Raw genomic sequence first — 21186 nt, forward strand, 5'->3', positions numbered from 1 at the left:
TTTAATCAACAGTTTTTCGCAAGTTTCATTTTGCTTCGGTTCGCTTTGCTTTTTGCTCCGCTTACCTATTCTGCTAACCCCGCAACCCTTGCCCCGTCTGCTTTGCAGCGGTGTCGTGTTGCGAGGGGGCGAATACTAAAGGACCTGCGCTGCCGTGGCAAGCCCTTCTTGAAGATTCTTTGTACCGACGCCTCGAAGCCGGCGCGGGCCCGGGCGCAGGCAGTCTCTGGCTAAACGCAGCTAGCCATGGACGATGGAAGACTGGACGCGCATTTCAGCGCATCCTCCCAGAGCTGGCGAGTCAGGGCCCCTGCGTCTTCTTCGCGCGCCAGCGCTGCCGCCTCCCCTGACCAGAGAACCGAGAAATCGCCGTTCCCCTCATTTTCGAATGCAGCACGAAGCGGATCCACCGCGCCGGTCGCCATCGGGAATGCGGGTGCGGTCTCATTCATCGGTCCTTGCTCGCGCATGAAGCGGGTCATCAGGCCGCGCGCCGGCCGGCCAGTGTAGAGATTCGTCAGGCGCGTCATGTCGTCACGGGCCGCGCGCAGGGCAGCGCGGTGAATGCCGGACCTGCCGGCCTGGGGTGTCAGCATATAGGCCGTGCCTATCTGCACCGCGCTCGCGCCGAGCGCGAAGGCCGCCGCGATTCCCCTGCCGTCGGCAATGGCCCCGGCCGCGATCACGGGCAGGCTCACCGCGTCCACGATCTGCGGCAAGAGCGCAAACAGGCCAGGCTGTGCATGGATATCCTTGGTGAGGAACATGCCGCGGTGACCGCCGGCCTCCACGCCTTGCGCGATGATGGCATCGACACCGCGCTCCTCCAGCCAGCGCGCCTCTTCCACCGTGGTGGCGGAAGACACGATCATGGCACCGGTATGCCTCACCCGCGCGAGCAGCGTTTCGTCCGGCAGGCCGAAATGGAAGCTGACCACGGCTGGCCTGGTTTCCTCGATCACGCCGCACATGGCCTCGTCGAAAGGCGCCCTGCCCGGCCCCGTCCGGGCGGCGGACAGGTCGAGCCCGGCTTCCTTGTAGTAGGGAGCCAGCAATGCCTGCCATTTCGCTTGCGCCTCGTCATCCGGAGCCGGCCGCGTGTGGCAGAAGAAATTGACGTTGAACGGGGCTGAAGTCTGCGCGCGAATGGCGCCGATCTGTTCGCGCACCTGCGCGGGACTCAGCGCGGCGCATGCCAGTGAGCCGAGCCCTCCCGCTTCGCTGACAGCAATCGCGAGCGGGCTCAGGGAGCCGACCATCGGGGCTTGAACAAGAGGAAGGCGGGAGGGAAGCGTTCTCATTGGATTGATGTGATCGAGGCGTCTTGGCCAGGCGTTTCCGGCTGCTGCAGCAATGCTACCTCAATGTGATTCAGCCGTGGCCTCGGGACTGTCCAAGCTGATGCGCACGCGCCCGGCATCGATGCGCACACGCAATTGCCGGTATTGGCGGAGATAGACGATGCCAACCATCGCGGCGGCAAAGCCCGCGGCGACAGCCACGCCAAGTGCCCAGCGCGGGCCGAAATGGTCCGCAACCCAGCCGACAATGGGTGCGCCTATGGGCGTGCCGCCCAGGGCGATGGCAAGCAGGATCGCCACCACCCGCCCTCGCATCGCAGGCTCGGTCGATAGCTGCACCAGGCTGTTCGTCGAGGTGGTGACGGTCTGCGCGGATACGCCGACGATGACAAGGGCGGCGCCAAAGAGCCCGTAGCTCGGCATGATCGCCGCCAGGGCGCAGCCGGTTCCGAACATGGCCGCGCCCGCGATCAGGAGCGCGATATCGGGATTCGCCCGCCTGGCGGCCAGCAGCGCGCCGGCGACCGAGCCGATCGCCATGGTGGACGTCAGGAGCCCGAACTGGCCCGCGCCGGCGTGAAAGGCCGTGACCGACATGGTGGAGATGAAGATCGGGAAATTGAGCCCGAAAGTGCCGATCAGGAACAGCATTAGCAGCACCGCCTTCAGATCGGGGCGCCGCCAGACATAGCGAAAACCGTCGGCCAGGCTCCCGCGGGTCCGGACAGGCCTGTCCTTCCGATGAAGATCGCTCACGCGCAGGCAACTCAGCGAGCCGATCACCGCAACGAAAGACGCCGCGTTGATCAGGAACACCAGCCCCGAGCCCACCGAGGCGATCAGGACGCCGGCAATGGCTGGACCGATCATGCGCCCGGCGTTGAACGATGTGGAGTTCAGCGCCACGGCATTCGACAGGTCCGCTTCGCCAACCAGTTCCGAGACGAAAGTCTGGCGCGCCGGCGAATCGAATGCGGTGACGCATCCGAGCAGGAACGCGAACAGGTACACGTGCCATAGCTGGACCAGTCCGGCGATGGTGAGGATGCCGAGCCCCAGGGCCAGCGCCCCCATGGTCGCCTGCGTGGCGAACAGGAGCTTGCGGCGATCCAGATGGTCGGCCGCATAGCCGGTCAGCGGCAGCAAGAGCACCTGGGGGCCGAACTGGAGCGCCATGACCACACCGACAGCGGTCGCATTGTGACGCGTCAGCTGGGTGAGGACGATCCAGTCCTGGGCAGTACGCTGCATCCACGTTCCGACGTTGGACACGATCGCACCACCGGCCCAGACCCGGTAGTTGAAGTTGCCCAGTGAACGGAAGGTGCCTTTCACCGGGGCGGCTTACGCGTTTGCAGTCCGCATGGCGGCCGCGGTCACACGCGGGTACGGTCCAGGAGATCGATGATCTCCGCTGTGGTGCCGGTCTCGCCCAGCCGCGGGAAGATCCGCGCGATGCTGTTGGCGTGGGCGTCAGGATTCATGTCGGTCATGGCATCGACGGCAAGGGTGACGTTGAATCCGAGTTCATGCGCCTGGCGTGCGGTCGACTCGACACCGATGCTGGTAGCCACGCCCGCAATCACGACTTGCGTGACACCCAGGCTTTTCAGATGTCCGTCCAGGCCGGTGTTGGTGAACGCGCCCCACGTCCGCTTCGTCACCAGGTGGTCCACCGGCTGCTGGTTCAGCCCGGGAACGAGATCGGCCCATCCGGCGGGAAGCTGTCCAAGGTTGCGTGCTTGTTCCGCCCTGCCGGGCGCGCCGCCGGCAACGTTGACGAGCACGACCGGCAAGCCGCGGCTGCGGAATGCGCCAGCCAGTGCGCCGGCCTGCCTCACGACCTCGCCGACGGGGTGAGCCGTGGGAAGGGAGACGATACCCTGCTGCAGGTCGATGATGACGAGCGCGGTCTTCGGGTCGAGCGTGGTGATTGACATGGTGTTCTCCTTCAGGTGTTTCGGACTGCGGCGAGCCCGGATCGGCGGGTCAGGGCCCCGGAAGCGGGCAATGTCCTGGCCAGCCGGCGCCCCGCGCGCGGCATGCCTGGCAAACACGGCAAGTCAGGGCTCGACCAGGCGCTTGAGTAATTCGACGGCTGCAGAGAGGTCCTTCTGCTCCGCCGCCGCCAGCTTGCTGCGAATGGCGTGGAACAGCCAGTCCTCCCGCGCCGCCCGGCCGGCCTTGACCGCGTCGATGCAGGCAGCGGTGAGAGACAAGACGGTCTGGCGCCCGTCCGTCGGATCCGGCGAACCATTCACGAGGCCGGCCGCCTTCAGGGCGGCAATGGTCTCCCCCATCGATTGCGGGCGCATGCCTTCAGCCCGTGCCAGGGCCGACACCGTCGCCGGTCCCTCGCGCTCCAGCCGCGAGACGACGCGCAATTGAGTCCAGGTGAGATCGCCCAGAGACGCCTGTTCGCGCAACCGTCTTATGAGCTTGCCGCTCACAACCCGCAACTCCCCGGCCAAAGCCAGCGCGCTTGCCGCGTCGGGATCATTCCGATGGTCGTCCATCTGCAATACCTCTGGCATCTATGAAGGCTACCTGCAAAGGTTACCTTCATAGATGAGGAAGCGTCAAGCCGGCGAATCGTCTGATGATGACAATGCGCCTCTCGCCCGAGAAACGCGCTCCCCCATGCATCCATGCACCGCGTCGAGGGGGTCAGACAGCAGCAAGGGATTTGGGATAGTCTTACGGCACGCAGGCTTTCACAGTCAGACGTCACCCTGGCTGTGCCAGGGAGTATGCGCATGATGATCGAGGCACTGGTGCGTACCCTCCGTCGACACGCCGGGCAGCGCGTGCCGAGCGCAGCGATGGTGTGCATCGTCGGCACCACGCTGGCTGCGTGCGCCGTGGGCCCGGACTATCATGCGCCCGAGCCGCCAGCCGGTGACCGCTTCACGGCAGAGCCATTGCCAGGCCAGACGGCATCCACGCCCGGCATGCCGGGCAGTTCCGGGGCGGCGCAGCATTTCGTCACGGTACAGGACATCCCCGGCGAATGGTGGTCGCTGTTCCACTGTGCGCCACTCGATGCATTGATGCGCGAGGCGCTGGCCAACAGCCCCGATCTGACCGCCGCGCGGGCAGCCCTGCGGCAGGCCCGCGAAAACTACAATGCCGAGGTAGGTGGCGCCCTGCTTCCCGCCGTGGATGCGCAGCTCGGCGCGTCGCGCGAGCGCGTTTCCGGGCTGGCCATCGGCCAGCCCGGACTGAGCCCGGAGTTCAGTCTCTACAATGCCTCGGTCAATGTGTCCTATACGCTCGATGTATTCGGCGGCGCGCGGCGCCAACTGGAGGCATTGCGGGCGCAGATCGGGTACCAGCAGTACCAGTGGCAGGCGGCCTATCTGGCGCTGACGGCCAATCTGGTCACGGCGAGCGTCAGGGAGGCCTCGCTGCGCGCGCAGATCGAGGCGACCGGGCGCATCGCGGCGGACCAGGAGCAGCAACTCGATCTGCTTACCCGCCAGTTCGGCCTGGGCGGCGTGAACCAGGCCGCGGTGCTCGCGCAGCGCACTACGCTGGCGCAGACCCGCGCGACCCTGCCGCCCCTGCAGCAGGCGCTCGAACAGACCCGGCACCTGATCGCGGTACTCGCGGGCAGGCCCCCCAGCGATAGCGCCCTGCCACAGTTCCGGCTCGCCGATTTCTCCTTGCCCCAGACGCTGCCGGTCAGCCTCCCATCGGCACTGGTGCGGCAACGCCCCGATATCCTGGCGGCCGAGGCCCTGCTGCATCAGGCCAGCGCCCGGGTCGGGGTGGCGAGCGCCGCGATGTTCCCGAAACTCACCCTGACCGGCAGTTATGGCACGCAGGCATTGACGCCCGGCGGCGCGTTCAATGCAGCCAATGCGGTGTGGAGCCTCGGCGCCGGCCTGCTGCAACCGGTCTTTCATGGCGGCCAGTTGAACGCGCAGCGGCGCGCCGCCGTGGCGGCCTACGACCAGGCGGGTGCGCAATACCGGCAGACCGTGCTGCAAGCCTTCCAGAACGTGGCCGACACGCTGCGCGCGCTGGACAACGATGCGCGCGCGCTCGCGGCGCAAGCCGACGCCGCCACCGCCGCGCGCGACGCCTTGCTGCTGAGCCAGCAGCAATACCGCCTGGGCGCGGTGAGCTATCTCTCGCTGCTCGACGCCCAGCGCCAGTACCAGCAGACCGTGCTCAGCCTGGTGCAAGCGCAGGCAGCACGCTACGCCGACACCGCCGCGCTGTACCAGGCGACCGGCGGGGGCTGGTGGAACGCACCGCAACCGCCCGGGGTCAAGCCGCCGCCGGTGGAGCCCCGGGCCGATGCCGTGGTACCCGTGGAGAACAAGCAATGAAGAAGCGCATGGTGATCATGCTGGTCTGCGTGGGCCTGCTGCTGGCCGCGCTGTTTGGCTTCAACCTGTTCAAAGGGATGATGTTCAGGAAATTCATGGCGAGCAATGCCGCGCCACCGGCCACCGTGAGTGCCGTGCACGCTACCTACCAGGTGTGGCAGCCCCAACTGGCCGCGGTGGGCAGCCTGCGCGCCGTGCGCGGCGTGGACGTCACCACCGAGATCGCCGGGCTGGTGCGCGAGGTCCGCTTCACCTCGGGCAGCGAGGCACGCGCCCACCAGGTGCTGGTGCAGCTCAACGCCGACGCCGACATCGCGCAACTCCAGGCCCTGCAGGCGGCGGCCGAACTGGCGCAGACGGTCTACACGCGAGACCAGGCGCAATACGACATCAAGGTCATTGCCAAGGCGACGCTCGATGCCGATGCCGCTGACCTCAAGAGCAAGAAAGCCCAAGTGGCGCAGCAGGCCGCCATCGTTGAAAAGAAGACCATCCGCGCGCCGTTTGCCGGCCGGCTAGGCATTACCACGCTCAACCCCGGCCAGTACGTGAACCCCGGCGACGCCATCGTGACCCTGCAGGCCATCGATCCGATCTATGCCGATTTCACCCTGCCCCAGCAGGACGTCGGGCAGCTCGCGGTTGGCCTGCCGGTGGCGGCCGAGAGCAACGCCTATGGCGGCAGGGCGTTCAAGGGCAGGATCACGTCGATCAACCCGAAGGTGGATACCGCGACGCGCAACGTGCAGGTGGAAGCCCGCATCGACAACCAGGAAGGCAAGCTGCTGCCGGGCATGTATGCGAACGTGAAGATCGACGTCGGCACGCCCCAGCGCCGCCTGACGCTGCCGCAGACCGCCATCACCTACAACCCCTACGGCGCAACGGTCTTCGTGGTCGAGCCGGCCCCCGCAGCCAAGCCCGGCGAGACAGGCAAACCACTGCCGGTGGCGCGGCAGGTGTTCGTCACCACCGGCCCGACCCGCGGCGACCAGGTGGCGATCGAGAAGGGGCTGGAGGAAGGGAGCCAGGTGGTGTCCAGCGGACAGCTCAAGCTCAAGAACGGCACCCGGCTGGTGATCGACAACAAGGTCCAGCCGGCGGATCTGCCCAATCCGTCGCCGCAGGAACAGTGAGCGGCCCGCCATGAACTTCACTGACCTCTTTATCAAGCGCCCGGTGCTGGCCACGGTGGTCAGCCTGCTGATCCTCGTGCTCGGCCTGCGCTCGCTGAACAGCCTGCCCGTCAGCCAGTATCCGCTCACCGAGAATGCCGTGGTGACCATCACCACCGCCTATTTCGGCGCCAATGCGGACACCGTGGCCGGCTTCATCACGCAGCCGCTGGAAGCCGCGATCGCCCAGGCGCAGGGCATCGACTACATGTCGTCGGCCAGCACCAGCGGCGTGTCGATCATCACCGCCACGCTGCGCCTGAACTACGATGCAAACCGCGCCCTGACCCAGATCAACACGCAGATCAGTTCGGTGCGCAACCAGCTGCCGCCGCAGGCGCAGCAGCCCGTCATCACGGTGCAGGTCGGGCAGACCACCGACACCATGTACATGGGCTTCTACAGCGACGTGCTACCCGGCAACAACGTCACCGATTACCTCCTGCGCGTGGTCAAGCCCAAGCTGGATTCGGTGCAAGGCGTGCAGACCGCCGAAATTCTCGGCGGCCGCCAGTTCGCCCTGCGTGCGTGGCTCGACCCGCAGCGGCTCGCCGCGTACGGGGTCACGGCCGCCGATGTCTATACCGCGCTCGGCAACAACAACTACCTCGCTGCGCTGGGCAACACCAAGGGACAGATGGTGAGCGTCGCCATCACCTCCAACACTGACCTGCACAGCCTCGACGAGTTCAGGCAACTGGTGGTCAAGTCGCAGAACGGCGCGCTGGTGCGGCTGCAGGACGTGGCCAATGTGGTGCTGGGGGCGGACAACTACGACTTCAGCGTAGCCTTCAGCGGCAAGCGCTCGGTCTTCATCGGCATCAAGACCGCGCCGGACGCCAACGTGCTCGACGTGGCCAGGCGCGTGCGCGAGGTGTTCCCGGCGATGCAGGCGCAGTTGCCGACCGGGCTGACGGGCAAGATCGTCTACGACGCCACGGAGTTCGTCAACACCTCGATCCGGGAGGTGGTCAAGACGCTGGCCGAGGCGCTGCTGATCGTCACCGTGGTGATCTTCCTCTTCCTCGGCAGCCTGCGCGCAGTGATCATTCCGGTGATCGCCATGCCGCTGTCGCTGATCGGCACCTTCTTCGTGATGCTGGCGCTCGGCTATTCGATCAACCTGCTGACCCTGCTGGCGCTGGTGCTGGCGATCGGGCTGGTGGTCGACGACGCCATCATCGTGGTGGAGAACGTCGACCGGCACATGAAGGAAGAAGGCAAGCCGCCACTGGAAGCCGCGATGATGGCCGCGCGCGAACTCGGTGGCCCGATCCTGGCGATGACCGTGGTACTGGTGGCGGTCTATGTGCCGATCGGTTTCCAGGGCGGCCTGACCGGCGCCCTGTTCACCGAGTTCGCGTTCACCCTGGCAGGTGCGGTGGCCGTGTCCGGTGTGGTCGCACTCACCTTGTCGCCGATGATGTGCGCGCGCTTCTTCCGCGCGGACCAGGAATCGGGACGCTTCGTGCGCTTCATCGACAGGCAGTTCGACCGGGTGCACCACGGCTACCAGCGCCGCCTCCACAGCCTGCTGGAAACGTGGGTGGTACTGGTCATGATGGGGGCGCTGCTGCTGGCCGGCACCGTGTACCTGTTCATGACCTCGAAATCCGAACTGGCGCCGCCGGAAGACCAGGGCATCGTGCTGGCACACCTGCAAGGCCCGCCGAACGCGACCATCCAGCAGATGCAGACCTATGCCGACCAGTTGTTCGACCTGTCCAGAAATATCCCCGAGTACGCGCAGATGTTCCAGCTGACCGGCACGCCCACGCTCAACCAGGGCATCGGCGGCGTGCTGCTCAAGCCGTGGGACCAGCGCGGCAGGAGCGCGCTGCAATTGCAGCAGGAACTGCAGCAGAAGTGGAACGGCATCGCCGGGGCGCAGGTGGCGGCCTTCCAGTTTCCGCCCCTGCCCGGCGCGCAAGGGCTGCCGGTGCAATTCGTCATCAACACCACCGAGCCATTCCAGAACCTGAACGAGGTGTCGCAGGCGGTGCTGGACAAGGCGCGCGCCAGCGGCATGTTCTTCTTCGTGGACAGCGATCTCAAGCTCGACAAACCGCAGAGCACGCTGATCGTCGACCGCGACAAGGTGGCCTCGCTCGGCCTCAACCAGTCGAACGTGGGCGCCACGCTCGGCGCAGCGCTGGGCGGCAACTACGTCAATTACTTCTCGATCGCGGGCCGCTCCTACAAGGTGATTCCACAGGTGCTGCAGGTGGACCGGCTCAATCCCTCGCAGATCCTGGGCTACTACCTGAGCACGCCCAACGGCAGCGTGGTCCCGGCCTCCACCGTGGCCCGCCTCGAGGCGAGCGTGGTGCCCGAGTCGATCAACCACTTCCAGCAGCTCAACTCGGCCACCATCTCCGGCGTGCCGGTACCCGGTGCAGCCGAAGGCGACGTGCTCAGTGCCCTGCGCGAGATGGCTAGCCAGGTCGCGCCAAGCGGCTACTCGGTCGATTACGCCGGACCTTCACGCCAGTACGCGCAGGAGTCCGGTGGCTTCGTGATCACGCTGATGTTCGCCACTATCATCGTGTTCCTGGTCCTGGCCGCGCAGTTCGAAAGCTTTCGCGATCCGGTGGTGATTCTCGTCTCGGTGCCGATGGCACTGTTCGGCGCGCTGATCTTCATCAACGTCGGACTCTCGACGCTGAATATCTACACCCAGGTGGGACTGGTGACGCTGATGGGGCTGATCAGCAAGCATGGCATCCTGATCGTGCAATTCGCCAACGAACTGCAGCGTGCCGGCCACGCCAAGCGCGAGGCGCTGGAGCAGGCCGCCGCCGTGCGGCTGCGGCCCATCCTGATGACCACCGCCGCCATGGTGCTCGGCGTGGTCCCGCTGGTGTTCGCTTCCGGCGCCGGCGCGGCGGGGCGATACGCCATGGGGCTGGTGATCTTTACCGGCCTGTCGATCGGCACCTTGTTCACGCTGTTCGTGGTGCCGGCGATGTATATGTTCCTGGCTACGGATCACCAGCGGTCGAGAGCGGTGCCTGTGTCCCAGGCCTCAGTGCCGCCGCCGGCATGACGGATGCACGCAGCATGGCCGTGCAGGCCTTTACCGATAAACAAGAACCGGGACGTGACAATGCGTCAGCACCTTTTGCGTCTCGCTGCCGACCAGCAGCCCTTCGAGACCCCGGCGCCCGTGCGACGCCATGAAGACCACATCGCAGCCGTGCCTGGTGGCGGCATCCACGATACCCCGGTAGGGCACGCTCGAGACCGTCATATCGGTCTCGCAGACAACGCCCGCGGCGCTGGCCGCGGCAGCAACGGCATCCAGGCGGCGGCGCCCTTCGGCCGCGGCATGTTCCTCGAACGCCTTGCGCGTCTGATGTCCGGCATCGCTCGACTGCAGGAAAGGATACTCTTCCAGGCAGGTGTAGGCCGTCAGCTTGGCGCCCATGGTCTTGGCAAAGACGATCGCTGCGTCGACCGCTATCTTTGAAAGCTCGGAACCGTCCGTGGGTGCCAGAATATGCTTGAACATCGTTCCCCTCCAGGTTGGTAAAAACAGAGAAATTGCGCGCTATTATCCGGTTTCGCCGCCGCCATCTATGCGGACCGGTCGTCGTCGTCGCCGATCTGCTCCGAAAACGAACGTGCCCCCAGGCCATGTGCGGCCAGGAAGCATGCAAAGGCGGCAGCAGTGCACAGCACAAGCACGACATAGGCGAACGACCTGCTGTGCCATACGCCTTCCAGCCAGCGGGTGAACTCCGCCGCCAGGAAGGTCGCCCTGCCCCCCACGCCCTCGAGCTGAAGCGCATATTGCTTGGACCCCGACGCCGCGTATTCGAGGTATTTGCCGGTGCTGCTGGTCGCGCTCATATACAGGAATGCGCTGGCAGCAATGCCTGCGGCCAGGATCGCGGCGCCCGCCAGGTACAGAAGAATGCGAAGCGGCGAAGGCCTTCCGTCCTCATCCTGCTTCCCGACGCTGTTCATCATGTCCTCGCATGTCCCCGTACGCGCAGCCGCCACCGGTCTTCTGCGCAAGCGAAGCCTTGCGAGCCGCAATCTTTAATGCATCGATGGCGTAATTCGATCCATCGTCATCTTGTTCTAGATAATTTTCGCCAGCTTTGCCAACCTGGCCTGGATGCGCGCGCGATGGCGCGATGGCGCGATGCCCGCAGGCAGATCCAGGCTCGGGCCAGGCTGGATCGGGCCGGCAACGTTTGCCCTGCTCCGCCCCCTGAATGCCCGATGTTCCGCGGCAACGGCTTCGGGCCGCTGCTTGTGTGGTTTCGTCCACTTTAGTGGTGCAGAGCAGGGATTTCCAACCCCTGCTTAGGAAGGGGGATCGTTATGCAGCCACCTGCGGGACCGTGTGTGATAATCGACACATCAGTGCCAGGCTCGCCATCCATGTGCAGATGCCGACAGCGAACCGCATGATGCCAGACCCGAACCCACCTCCCCGCAGCGGCAACCAGCTACATGTCCTGGTTGTGGATGATATCGAAGCGAGCCGCAGCGAACTGGCGGCGCTGGTGCGCCAGGCGGGACACCACGCCATTGAAGCGAATAGCGGCGCGCGCGCCCTGCAGCTTGTGGGCGAACAGGCAGTGGATGTCGTGCTGCTCGACTTGCTGATGCCGGACATGAACGGCTATGAAGCCACTCGCAGCCTGCGTGCGGCGGAGCATGGCGGCTGGCTGCCCGTGGTGGTGATGTCGTCGATGCAGGGCGCCCCCCATTTTGTCCGTGCCATCGAGGAAGGCGCCGATGACTACCTGGTCAAGCCGGTCGACCCGCAGTTGCTCGGTGCCAAGCTGCGCAATATCGGCCGCGTACTGGAGCTTCAGTCGCGCCTGTCGGCCCTGGCGGTGCATAATCGCGAGCTGTTCGACCACGTTGGCGATGCCGTACTGACTGTGGAAGGCAGCCACCGCATACGCGATGCCAACGCCGCCGGCATGGCGCTGCTGGGTGTCGAGGCCTTGCCCGAGGCCGGGCTGGCGCTTGAAGCGCTGATCCCGGACGGGCTCTCCGGCAACGCCGCCGCCTCGCCTCCGGCATCCCGCGAGTTGCTGGCGCGACGTCCGGACGGCAGCGAGTTTCCCGCCGAAGTCAGCGTCAGCAAATGGCAGGGGGACACCGCCGAACGTATCTCCCTGGTGGTTCGAGACCTTACCGAGCGACGCCGGCTGGAGCGGCTCAAGGACGAATTCCTCAGTGCGGTCAGTCATGAACTGCGTACGCCGCTGACCTCGGTGATGGGTGCGCTCGGCCTGCTGGCCGGCGGCGCCGCAGGCCCGCTGCCCGAGCCCGCGCAACAACTGGCCGAAGTGGCGCAGCGCAACGGCGAACGGCTGGGCCGCCTGATCGACGATGTGCTGGACCTGACCAAGCTCGAAGCCGATCGCATGACGCTCTACCCTCGCGTCCATGCCCTGGATCACCTGCTGGAAGAAGCCGTCGCCGGCAACCTGGACTATGCACGCCGGCTGGATCGCTCCCTGCGAGTGGACGGGCCTGCGACCGGCCTGGAGGTGTGTGTCGACGGCGACCGTTTCCTGCAGATCATGGCGAACCTGCTCTCCAATGCGTTGAAGCATTCGCCGCCCGGGCAACCGGTCGAGATCCGGTGCTGGCACCACGGCGGCCAGGTCCGCATTGCCGTGCGCGACCGCGGCCCCGGCATCCCCGAATCGTTCCGCACCCGGCTGTTCGAGAAATTCTCGCAGGCCGACGGCTCCGATCGGCGCACTGGCGCGGGCACCGGCCTGGGCCTGCATATCACCCGCATTCTGGTGGAACGCATGGGCGGCAGCATCGGCGTGATCTCGACGCCTGGCCACGGCGCGGAATTCTATATCGATCTGCCGGACTGGCGGGGCGAGGCCCCTGGCGCCAACGTATCCAGCGCGCCGCGCATCGTGGTGATCGACCGCGACCGGGCAACGCTCTCCCATCTCCAGGCCCTCCTGCAAGGCCAATTCCAGGTGCTGCCGGCACGGACGCTGGAAGCGCTTGCCGACGCCGGGCTGCCGGTGGCGCCCGCCTTGCTGATCGCCGACCCCCAGGGCGCCGGCGAGACGCTCGATGCCGTCGCAGTCCATCTGCGGCGTCTTGCCGGCCCCGCCCCCGTGCTGCTCTACTCGGATGCGGTCGACCCGCCTCAGGCCCGGGCAATGGGCTTTGACTTCCTGCCCAAACGCAACACCAGCAACGACACCTTCCTGCGCATGGTGAGGCAGGCGAGCAACCTTGGCGAGCCCTGATCCATGGAACAGCTGCGCAAGATCCTGTGTGCCGAGGACGATCCGGATATTCGCACCATCCTGGAGTTCAGCCTCGGCGCCGTGGGCGGCTACGCGCTGTGCATGTGCGCCGACGGCGCCGAGGCGCTGGCCCAGGCCCCTGCGTTCCTGCCCGACCTCATCCTGCTGGACGTGATGATGCCGCGCATGACCGGGCCGGAGGCCATGCATGCCATGCGCCGGATGCCGGAGCTGGCCGGCACGGCGGTGGTCCTGATGTCTGCGCGCGCCTTGCCGCACGAGATCGAGGCACTGCTGGAGCACGGCGCCACCGGCGTGATCGTCAAGCCGTTCGATCCGATGACGCTGGCCGAGAATCTCAAGATCTACTGGAACTATGCCCACGCCAAGCGCCCCGGCTGACGCCGAGATCGCCCGGCGCCTGCGTCTGCTGCAGTTGCGCTTCGCGGCCGGGCTGGCCCGACGCCGTGCCGATCTGGCGGCGGCCTGGGCCGACCTCGCCGCAATCGCTGCCGGCCGCAGCGATACGGCTGCCACCGGCGCCCTTTGCAGCCTGCTGCACCGCCTGGCCGGCGCGGCAGGCGCGTACGGCTTCGAGTCCATCTGCTGCCAGGCCCGTGACCTGGAGCGGCAACTGCTCGCCCTGCCCAGGCGAGCGGTGGCGCCGGCGGCAACGGAACTGGCGGCCCCCCTGGCCGCACTGCTGGCGGATATGGACCTGGCCATCGCGGACGCCGCAGCGGCTGAGCGCCCGTGCGCGGCGTGTGCCGGCATCGGTCCCGCCGGATGCAGCGCGCTGGATGGCACGCCCGACGCCTGAGGCGACGCCAGCCTGCCCCAGCCATTTCACACTCCCGTGACAATGTTGCCCGCCATCGGGCATTAAATCCCCATACGGCAAGCCCCGTTGCCTGCCGGATACGACGGCACGAAGGAGCCATTCATGGAGCTGGTCGCGACACAGGAAGCCTCGGGCATCCTCACGATTCGCCTGGACGAAGAGCATCTCGATGCCGGCAACGTCAAGGATTTCAAGGAGGCCATGGCCCCTTTGCTGGAGAAGGCCGACCGCATTGTCTTCGACATGTCCCGGCTCACGTTCGTCGACAGCTCGGGCCTGGGCGCGCTGCTCGCCTGCCTGCGCCAGACCCACAGGGGCAAGGGCGATTTCAAGCTGTGCGAGATGCCGCGGCCGGTTTGCGCGCTGTTCGAGCTGATGCGCATGCACCGCGTCTTCAATATCCACGAGACCCGCGAAGACGCCTTGCGCGCCTTCGCCTGAGCCGTGCACAGGCCATCGCGCAATCGTATGCACGCTAATGCACTCGGCCTTCATCCTGCGCCATGACTGTAGCCCTGCCCCGCCCCGGTCTCGACGCGCGCGCCATCGCTACCCCGGCCGCCAGCAACAGCGTGAGGGGACAAGGCACGGGGCAAACGGAGCGGACCGGGGGCACAAGTTCACAATCTGGCAACATTCGGGGCTGCGACAGGCGCTTAAATCCAGCCATGGGTCTCGGAGATGCCATGCCTGCCGCCGGCCGCCTGTTTCGCGCCGCCGGCGGCCACGGCCCGGCTGGGACCGTGCGCCGACCTCGATCATGGCCTGGGTGGCGGTTGACCGTTGGCACCGTTCTGCCGAAGCAAAGGGAACGAAGATCATGACCGGAATGCCCGCTTCCCTGATCTCCAAGCCACTGGCTTGCGCCACGCGCCGGCCGAGCCGCAGGAATGCGCCGCGTGGGATCTCCATCCCCGCGCGTTGCGCCACGCTGGCACTGGCCATGGCGGCATGGCTGGTCCCCGGCGCGCCCGCGCATGCCGGAGCCGTGCTGGACCACGTCAAGAGCAGCCGGACCGTGCGGGTGTGCATCTGGCCCGACTACTATGGCATCACGTTCCGCGATCCGCGCAGCCAGCGCCTGCGCGGCATCGACATCGATCTCTCCGCGGCGCTGGCGGCCGACCTGGGCGCACGGGTCGTGTATGTGGACTCCTCCTTCCCCTCGCTGATCGAGGATGTGGCTGGCAACCGCTGCGACGTCGCCATGTTCGCCGTGGGGGTGCTGCCGCAGCGCCAGCAGGCGCTGCGTTTTACCCGGCCCTACCTGCAGAGCGGCATCTACGGCATCGTGACGCGCAACAGCCGCATTGTGCGCGACTGGGTGGACATCGACAGGCCGGGCGTCAATGTCGCCGTGCAGGCTGGCACCTTCATGGAACCGGCAATGCGTGCCACGCTGAAACAAGCCAATCTGGTCATCGTTGCGCCGCCGCAGACACGCGAGCAGGAACTGCAGGCGGGCCGGGTGGATGTGTTCATGACGGACTATCCATACAGCCGCCGTTTGCTCGATAATGCCGACTGGGCACGCCTGATCTCGCCTCCGGAACCCTTTCACCCATTGCCCTATGCCTATGCGGTGCGCCCCGGCGACAACGAATGGTTCAAAACCGTCGACGACTTCGTGACCCGCATCGAGCGCGACGGCCGTCTGGCCGGGGCCGCGCAGCGCAACGGACTGAGCGAGGTGCTGATACGCAAGTGATCCCCCCCCAGGCATTGCCCCCAGGCAGCAGCACGCATCTTCCGGCCTGGCTCAATGGCACCACGGTGCTGTGGGGCTGCATGGCGCTGGCCGTGCTGTTGATTGCCGGGGCGACCGGCTTCGTCTGGTGGGAACGCAAGAGCATCATCGAGAACACGCTTGCCAGCGTGGAAATGCTGGCTCGCGCGCTGGACGACCAGAGCAGCCGCGCCGTCGGGACCGCGAACTTCCTGATGGATACCTTTGACGAAGACCTGTCCGGCTACAGCGACGCGCGGAGCGCCGCGGCGCTCAATCGGCTACTGACCGAGGCCATTGCGGGTGCCCCCTTTGTCCGCAGCTTCTCGCTGATAGACGGCGATGGCCAGATCGTCGCCAGCTCCAGTCCGGCCAATCGCGACAAACGCATCGATCCCGCCCGGCTTCCCGATGCGGCAGGCAAGCAGCCCGGCGAGTTCATGGCGATCGGCCGTCCAGTGCCGGGCCGCGACCTGTTCGACTCCGCGATCTCGGCAGCGAAGGATCCGCGCACGCGCGAACTGCCGCTGAGCTTCGTGCCGCTGGCGCGCACCATCAAGCTCAAATCCGGCGGCAACGCCCACCTCGTGATTGCGCTCAATACCGATTACCTGGCCAACGCCTATGAACTGATGCTGGCCGAGGCGCCCCGTTCGGCCGCGCTGCTCGACTACGATGGCACGGCGCTGGCCACGACAGCCGGCATGCCCTTGCCCGGCGGTGCCGGCATGGGGTCGCATCCGGTTTTCAAGACCTTGCTTTCGCAACATGAGCGCGGCAGTTTCGTCGGCCAGGGCCTTGACGGCAGCGCGGCGATCGGCGCCTATCGCGCATCGCGCCGATGGCCGCTGGTGACCGTGGTGGAGCACTCGTACACGGAGGCCCTGGCCCCTTGGCACAGGATTCTGGACTGGGTCGCCGGCGCAACCCTTGCCGGCCTGCTATTCCTTTCCGCGCTCGGTACCGCGGCGTGGCGCAGCTTGCGCAGCAACGAACAGGTGCGTGGCGCGCTGGACAGCCTGCACCGCGATATCGCCAGCAACGAGGCCCGCAAGACGGCCATCCTGACTTCCGCCATGGATGGCATGGTCACGCTTGACCAGCACGGCTGCATCCTGGAATTCAACCAGGAAGCCGAGCGGATCTTCGGACATGGCGCGGCGCGGGCGATCGGCCAGCCGCTGGAGCCCCTGCTGTTTCCGCCGGAGTCGCGCGGCCTGATCGCCGCCAGCCAGGCCGAAGGCGCCGGGTCCGGGCCCGGCCAGCTGACGCGCCGGCGCTTCGAGCTGACGGCGTTGCGGGCCAGCGGCGAGCGATTCCCGGTGGAGATATCGGTGGTGCCGGTGCGGGCCAACGACCAGGACTATCTGTCCTGCACCCTGCGCGATATCTCCGACGCCAGGCTCGCCGCCGAGGAGCGGGAGCAACTGCTGATACGGTACCGGGATTCCTCGGCCAGCCTGCGCCTGCTCAAGCGCGCCCTCGATCAGCACGCCATCGTCAGCATCTTCTCGCCAGACGGCACCATCGTCTACGCCAACCGCAAACTGGCTTCCACCAGCGGCTACGGCCGCGAGGAGCTGGTCGGCCATCGCAACCGGTTCCTGCGCCCGACCGGCGGCACCGAGCCCATCGAGCACGACCTGCTGGCGCTGATCCAGGCAGGCCGTCCCTGGGAAGGCCAGCTGGTGCACCAGAAAAAGGACGGCGCCTTGTACTGGGCGGCTTCCACCATCGTGCCGATCCTGGACAGCAACGGCCGGCTGCGCCAGGCCTTCCTGATCCAGACCGATATCAGCCGGCAGATTGCCGGCGAACGCGCCACCGAAGCCGCGCGCCGCACCGAACTGGAGCTGGGCGCGGGCATCCAGCGCGGCCTGCTGATGCGCGACCTGCCCGGTTCGGTGCTCGATTGCTCCCTGGCTGGCTTCAATGTGGCCTCGCAGGGTATCAACGGCGATTTTGTCGACCTGTTCCAGTTCAGCGACGACTGCTTCGATATCCTCGTCGGCGACGCCATGGGCAAGGGCGTACCGGCGGCCTTGCTGGGCGCGGGGCTGAAGATGCAGTTTGCCCGCTCCCTGGCCGAGCTGCACACGCAGGACTGCTCCACCCTCAAAGGACACGCCGAACTGCCGTCGCCGGCGCAGATCGTGGCCCATGTCCAGCACGCCATGCACCCGCACCTGCAGCAGCTGGAGAGCTTCGTGACCGTGTGCTACCTGCGCGTGGACCGCGCACGCGGCACGCTGACCTGGGTTGGCTGCGGGCATGAGGAAACCCTGCTGCTGCGCGGCGATGCCGACTACAGCTTCCTGCCCAACCAGCACCCTCCGCTTGGCGTTATCGAGGAAGCCACGATCGAGGAAAAGACTGTGCCATTCCTGCCCGGCGATACCCTGGTGCTCTACTCGGACGGCCTGGCCGACGCCGTCGCGCCCGACGGCGAGCGGTTCGGCATGCAGCGGCTGACCGACACGGTGCGGGCACTGCTGCGCACCCACTGCCGCCCGGGCACGATCGCGCGCGGCATGCAACGCACCATGGAGGCCTTTGTCCAGGGCGGCCGTATCGCCGACGACATGACGATGCTGGTATTGCAGACCCCAGGCGCAGGCACCGGCTTGCGCGAATGGCGCTTCGAAATGCCGCGCGCGCTCGATCGCTTGAGCGCCTTGCGGATCTTCGTCATGGCACGCGCGCAGGCCTGCGGCCTGGCCGAAGAGCGCGCATCCGCGCTGGCCCTGGCCGCGGTGGAGCTGGCGAGCAACGCGATCCGGCATGGCGGCGACAGGGATGCGGGGCCGCTGGAGGCCATTTTCGGCTCCACCATGGACGAGTGCCGTCTTGAACTGCTCTACCTCGGCCAGCCCTTCGTCCCGCCGGCAAGACTGGAACCGGACTTCAGCGGAAGCTCGGAAGGCGGCTTCGGCCTCTACATCATTCGCCAGAGCTGCGACGCGGTCCGGTACTCCCATGCCGATGGCGTCAATCGCATGGTCCTGACCAAGCGGCGCGCGGGCTAGGCCTGCCTGGCAGTGACGGCATTGCGGGTTTTGCAGTCATGTAACGATCTTGGGAGCGCGATGCGGTGCAATAGCATCCAGGCCAACCCTCCTGGATCGGTGCCATGACCACTCCCCTGCTCTACATTCTCCACAGCGGCCAGCTGTTCGGCACGGAGCGCATGGCGGTGCGCACGCTGTGCGGCCTCTCCGGCAGTTTCGACGGTATCCTCGTCGCCCCGCCCGGGCCCGTGCATGCCTATGCGGCGCGCTGCGGCCTGCGCAGCGAGTGCTTCGGCTCCGCCGCCGCGCTCGCGCGCTATCTGTGGCGCGCGTTGCGCACCTCGCCCGATCTGGCGGTAGCCGCCACGGGGCTGTCGCAGTCCCTGATGGTGATCGCCATGCAGGCGCTGCAAGGCGCGAGGGTCCGCCACCTGCACATCGTGAACGGCGGCACCGGCGAGACACCCGGCTACGGCCGCAAGCGCCTGCTCAATCCCTTCCCGGTTGGCTTCGTTGCGGTATCGGAGTTCGTCCGCGACCGCCTGGTAGCCCATGGGGTGGATAGCACACGCATTGCCGTGGTGGAGAACTTCATCGAGCCGGCGGGGGTCGCCTGGCGTCCGGTCTTCCGCGAGCCCGGCATCCGGCGCGTGATCATGCTGAGCCGGCTCGACCGGGTCAAGCGCACCAGCCTGCTGCTGCAGGCGGTACGGCGCCACCCGGAACTCGGCGCCGTCCGCTTCGACCTTTACGGCAGCGGCAAGGAACAGAATGCGCTGGCGGCCGCAGCCACGGACCTGCCCAACGTGCGCTTCCATGGTTTCCAGCCCGATGCGGCGAGCCATCTGCGCCAGGCCGACCTGCTCGTCCACACCTGCCCCGAAGAACCGTTCGGGCTGGTGGTGCTGGAAGCCTTCGCCGCCGGCGTACCGGTACTGGTGCCAAATGCAGGCGGTGCGGGTTCGCTGGTGCGCCCCGGGGATACCGGCTTTCATTTTGCCGCCAACGACCCCACTGCCCTGGGCCGGGCGCTGTGCGAACTGCGCCATGCCTCGCCGGACCTGCTCAACGGCGTAGCGGAACGCGCACGCCGCGAACTGTCCGAACGCTTCGAACCGGCACGGCAGGCCGGCCGTTACGCCCAGGCCTTTGGAGCCGTGGCATGAACCCGCTCAACCACGCCGTCCGGCCTTGTCCCGTGCAGGGCCATCCACGCGTATCCGCCATGGTCACCGCACGCCATGAAGGCGTGCGCCTGCGCTGCGCCTGGCGCAATACCACGGGCGACTGCGCGAAGACCACCAAACCTATGCACGCGATAGCGGGCGCCGGGGCATGTGGGCGATGGCCGTCCACCGGTCCGGCCGCTGGCGCTGCCGGGTATGGCCGGCCCTGTCGTGCCGTCCACCTTCGCTGCGCCAGAAACTGGAGAAAACCAGCGGCCAGATCCTGACCGGCACCGGCTTGCCCCGTGAAACCGTTGTGCGCAGGCAGCTGCCGAAGTAACAGCCGGCGCGACTGGCAAACTTTGCGCCGAGCATGCAATGCCGGACCCGATTCAGCCCTCCGCCCCGATGCGCTCGAAGCGGTAGCCATAGCCATAGACCGGGAACACCTTCCAGCCGTTGCTGCCGTCGAGCCTGAGCTTCTTGCGCAGCCGGCTGACGTGGGTGTCGACGGTACGGGTATCGACGTCCGCATTCAGGCCCCAGATGCGGTTGAGCAGATGGTCGCGCGAAAGCAGCTTGCCCGGGCTCTGGAACAGGTACACGGCCAGGTCGAATTCCTTCTGCGTCAGTTCGATGGACATGCCATCCAGCGCGATGCGCACGCGCTGGATATCGATCTCGTAAGGACCGAGATGCAGCACGGGGGCACCGCCAATACCGTAGCGGCGAGATAGCGCCTCGATCCGGGCCAGCATTTCCGCCGGCCGCGCCGGCTTCACCAGATAATCGTCCGCGCCCGACTTCAGCGCCGTCAGCACGGTCTGCTCGTCGTCCCTTGCGGTCAGTACGACGATTGGCACCTCCCAGCCAAGGTGCTCGCGAGCCCACCGGATCACGGCGTCGCCCGAGGTATCGGGCAGCATCCAGTCGATGATCAGCAAGTCGAAGCGCTCGCGCGAGATGCCCGCGATGAATTCACTGCCCGTCGAGAAGCCCTTGGCCTGATGGCCGCCCTGCCCCAGCCACAGGCGAATCAGATCCAGCTGGTCGGTATCGTCTTCTAGTACGGCCGTGTACATGCGTTCAACTCCCAGGAAGGTGCGCAGGGTAGGCCGCGCTGCTAGCGCGGGAGGATGTTATGTTAGCTCGACATGGCAAGAATATAATTCCTTGAAATAGGCGCTTGGCCCCCCGGCACCCTACTGTTCTAATGCATTTGCGGCGCAGATTTGCACTGCCACGGTATTTCCCCGAGAAACTCACCCTTTGTGGGGGTATAAGAATCGTTGGTGGCGGCCGAAGCAAAGCAAACGGGCATGCAAGCCGCCGCACATCCGGCAAGGCCCAGCCGGGCTGGCAAGCCACTTTCGACCATAAT

At 66.6% G+C, this 21186-nt stretch carries 17 protein-coding genes; 10 read left to right on the plus strand and 7 right to left on the minus strand.

The window, feature by feature from the left end; translation table 11 throughout:
• Positions 1 to 230 precede the first annotated feature (230 nt).
• From P3W85_RS44975 to P3W85_RS44990, 4 genes are all read right to left on the minus strand, one after another.
• A complete protein-coding gene (locus P3W85_RS44975) occupies positions 231 to 1301 on the minus strand; it encodes an NAD(P)H-dependent flavin oxidoreductase (protein WP_276269597.1) in 1071 nt (356 codons plus the stop codon).
• Positions 1302 to 1361: 60 nt separating this feature from the next.
• Complete coding sequence (locus P3W85_RS44980) at positions 1362 to 2636, minus strand: MFS transporter (RefSeq protein ID WP_276269598.1); 1275 nt, start codon at positions 2634 to 2636, stop codon at positions 1362 to 1364.
• Positions 2637 to 2677: 41 nt separating this feature from the next.
• Positions 2678 to 3241: an isochorismatase family protein gene (locus P3W85_RS44985; RefSeq protein ID WP_276269599.1), complete on the minus strand. Its 564-nt coding sequence runs from the start codon at positions 3239 to 3241 to the stop codon at positions 2678 to 2680.
• A gap of 123 nt (positions 3242 to 3364) precedes the next feature.
• A complete protein-coding gene (locus P3W85_RS44990; RefSeq protein WP_276269600.1) occupies positions 3365 to 3817 on the minus strand; it encodes a MarR family winged helix-turn-helix transcriptional regulator in 453 nt (150 codons plus the stop codon).
• Between the two features lie 306 nt (positions 3818 to 4123).
• Between P3W85_RS44990 and P3W85_RS44995 the strand changes: the two genes are divergently transcribed.
• From P3W85_RS44995 to P3W85_RS45005, 3 genes are read left to right on the plus strand one after another with little or no spacing between them, the layout of a single operon-like run.
• Positions 4124 to 5638, plus strand: coding sequence for an efflux transporter outer membrane subunit (locus tag P3W85_RS44995; RefSeq protein WP_276269608.1), 1515 nt, complete (start codon positions 4124 to 4126; stop codon positions 5636 to 5638).
• Complete coding sequence (locus P3W85_RS45000; RefSeq protein ID WP_017230975.1) at positions 5635 to 6774, plus strand: efflux RND transporter periplasmic adaptor subunit; 1140 nt, start codon at positions 5635 to 5637, stop codon at positions 6772 to 6774. The genes P3W85_RS44995 and P3W85_RS45000 overlap by 4 nt, the downstream gene beginning before the upstream one ends.
• A 10-nt stretch (positions 6775 to 6784) precedes the next feature.
• A complete protein-coding gene (locus P3W85_RS45005; RefSeq protein ID WP_276269601.1) occupies positions 6785 to 9859 on the plus strand; it encodes an efflux RND transporter permease subunit in 3075 nt (1024 codons plus the stop codon).
• A 30-nt stretch (positions 9860 to 9889) separates the two neighbouring features.
• On the opposite strand, the gene P3W85_RS45010 is transcribed toward P3W85_RS45005, so the two are convergent.
• Together P3W85_RS45010 and P3W85_RS45015 are read right to left on the minus strand one after the other, a co-directional pair.
• Positions 9890 to 10324, minus strand: coding sequence for a universal stress protein (locus P3W85_RS45010; protein WP_017230977.1), 435 nt, complete (start codon positions 10322 to 10324; stop codon positions 9890 to 9892).
• Positions 10325 to 10389: 65 nt separating this feature from the next.
• Positions 10390 to 10785 carry a hypothetical protein gene (locus P3W85_RS45015; RefSeq protein ID WP_276269602.1) on the minus strand — a complete coding sequence of 132 codons (396 nt, stop codon included), beginning with the start codon at positions 10783 to 10785 and terminating at the stop codon, positions 10390 to 10392.
• A 446-nt stretch (positions 10786 to 11231) separates the two neighbouring features.
• Between P3W85_RS45015 and P3W85_RS45020 the strand changes: the two genes are divergently transcribed.
• The 7 genes from P3W85_RS45020 to P3W85_RS45050 all read left to right on the plus strand — a co-directional run bounded on the left by P3W85_RS45020 (position 11232) and on the right by P3W85_RS45050 (position 19805).
• Positions 11232 to 13064, plus strand: a complete 1833-nt coding sequence (locus P3W85_RS45020; RefSeq protein ID WP_276269603.1) for an ATP-binding protein — start codon at positions 11232 to 11234, stop codon at positions 13062 to 13064.
• Positions 13065 to 13067: 3 nt separating this feature from the next.
• A complete protein-coding gene (locus P3W85_RS45025; RefSeq protein WP_276269604.1) occupies positions 13068 to 13466 on the plus strand; it encodes a response regulator in 399 nt (132 codons plus the stop codon).
• Positions 13441 to 13884 (plus strand): hypothetical protein, encoded by a 444-nt coding sequence (locus P3W85_RS45030; protein ID WP_276269605.1) that lies wholly within the window; start codon positions 13441 to 13443, stop codon positions 13882 to 13884. The genes P3W85_RS45025 and P3W85_RS45030 overlap by 26 nt, the downstream gene beginning before the upstream one ends.
• A gap of 123 nt (positions 13885 to 14007) precedes the next feature.
• Positions 14008 to 14346 (plus strand): STAS domain-containing protein, encoded by a 339-nt coding sequence (locus tag P3W85_RS45035; RefSeq protein ID WP_017225112.1) that lies wholly within the window; start codon positions 14008 to 14010, stop codon positions 14344 to 14346.
• 502 nt (positions 14347 to 14848) lie between these two features.
• Positions 14849 to 15613: an ABC transporter substrate-binding protein gene (locus tag P3W85_RS45040; RefSeq protein WP_276269609.1), complete on the plus strand. Its 765-nt coding sequence runs from the start codon at positions 14849 to 14851 to the stop codon at positions 15611 to 15613.
• Positions 15610 to 18657: a SpoIIE family protein phosphatase gene (locus tag P3W85_RS45045; RefSeq protein ID WP_276269606.1), complete on the plus strand. Its 3048-nt coding sequence runs from the start codon at positions 15610 to 15612 to the stop codon at positions 18655 to 18657. Before P3W85_RS45040 ends, P3W85_RS45045 begins: the two co-directional genes overlap by 4 nt.
• A gap of 104 nt (positions 18658 to 18761) precedes the next feature.
• Entirely contained in the window at positions 18762 to 19805 is a 1044-nt protein-coding gene (locus tag P3W85_RS45050; protein WP_276269607.1) for a glycosyltransferase family 4 protein, read from the plus strand.
• 392 nt (positions 19806 to 20197) lie between these two features.
• Here the strand turns inward: P3W85_RS45050 and P3W85_RS45055 are convergent, their stop codons facing one another.
• Positions 20198 to 20887 carry a response regulator transcription factor gene (locus P3W85_RS45055; RefSeq protein ID WP_017225117.1) on the minus strand — a complete coding sequence of 230 codons (690 nt, stop codon included), beginning with the start codon at positions 20885 to 20887 and terminating at the stop codon, positions 20198 to 20200.
• Positions 20888 to 21186: the final 299 nt, after the last annotated feature.

Origin of the sequence: Cupriavidus basilensis (assembly GCF_029335485.1) — a bacterium.
Taxonomy (GTDB): Bacteria; Pseudomonadota; Gammaproteobacteria; order Burkholderiales; family Burkholderiaceae; genus Cupriavidus; species Cupriavidus basilensis_E.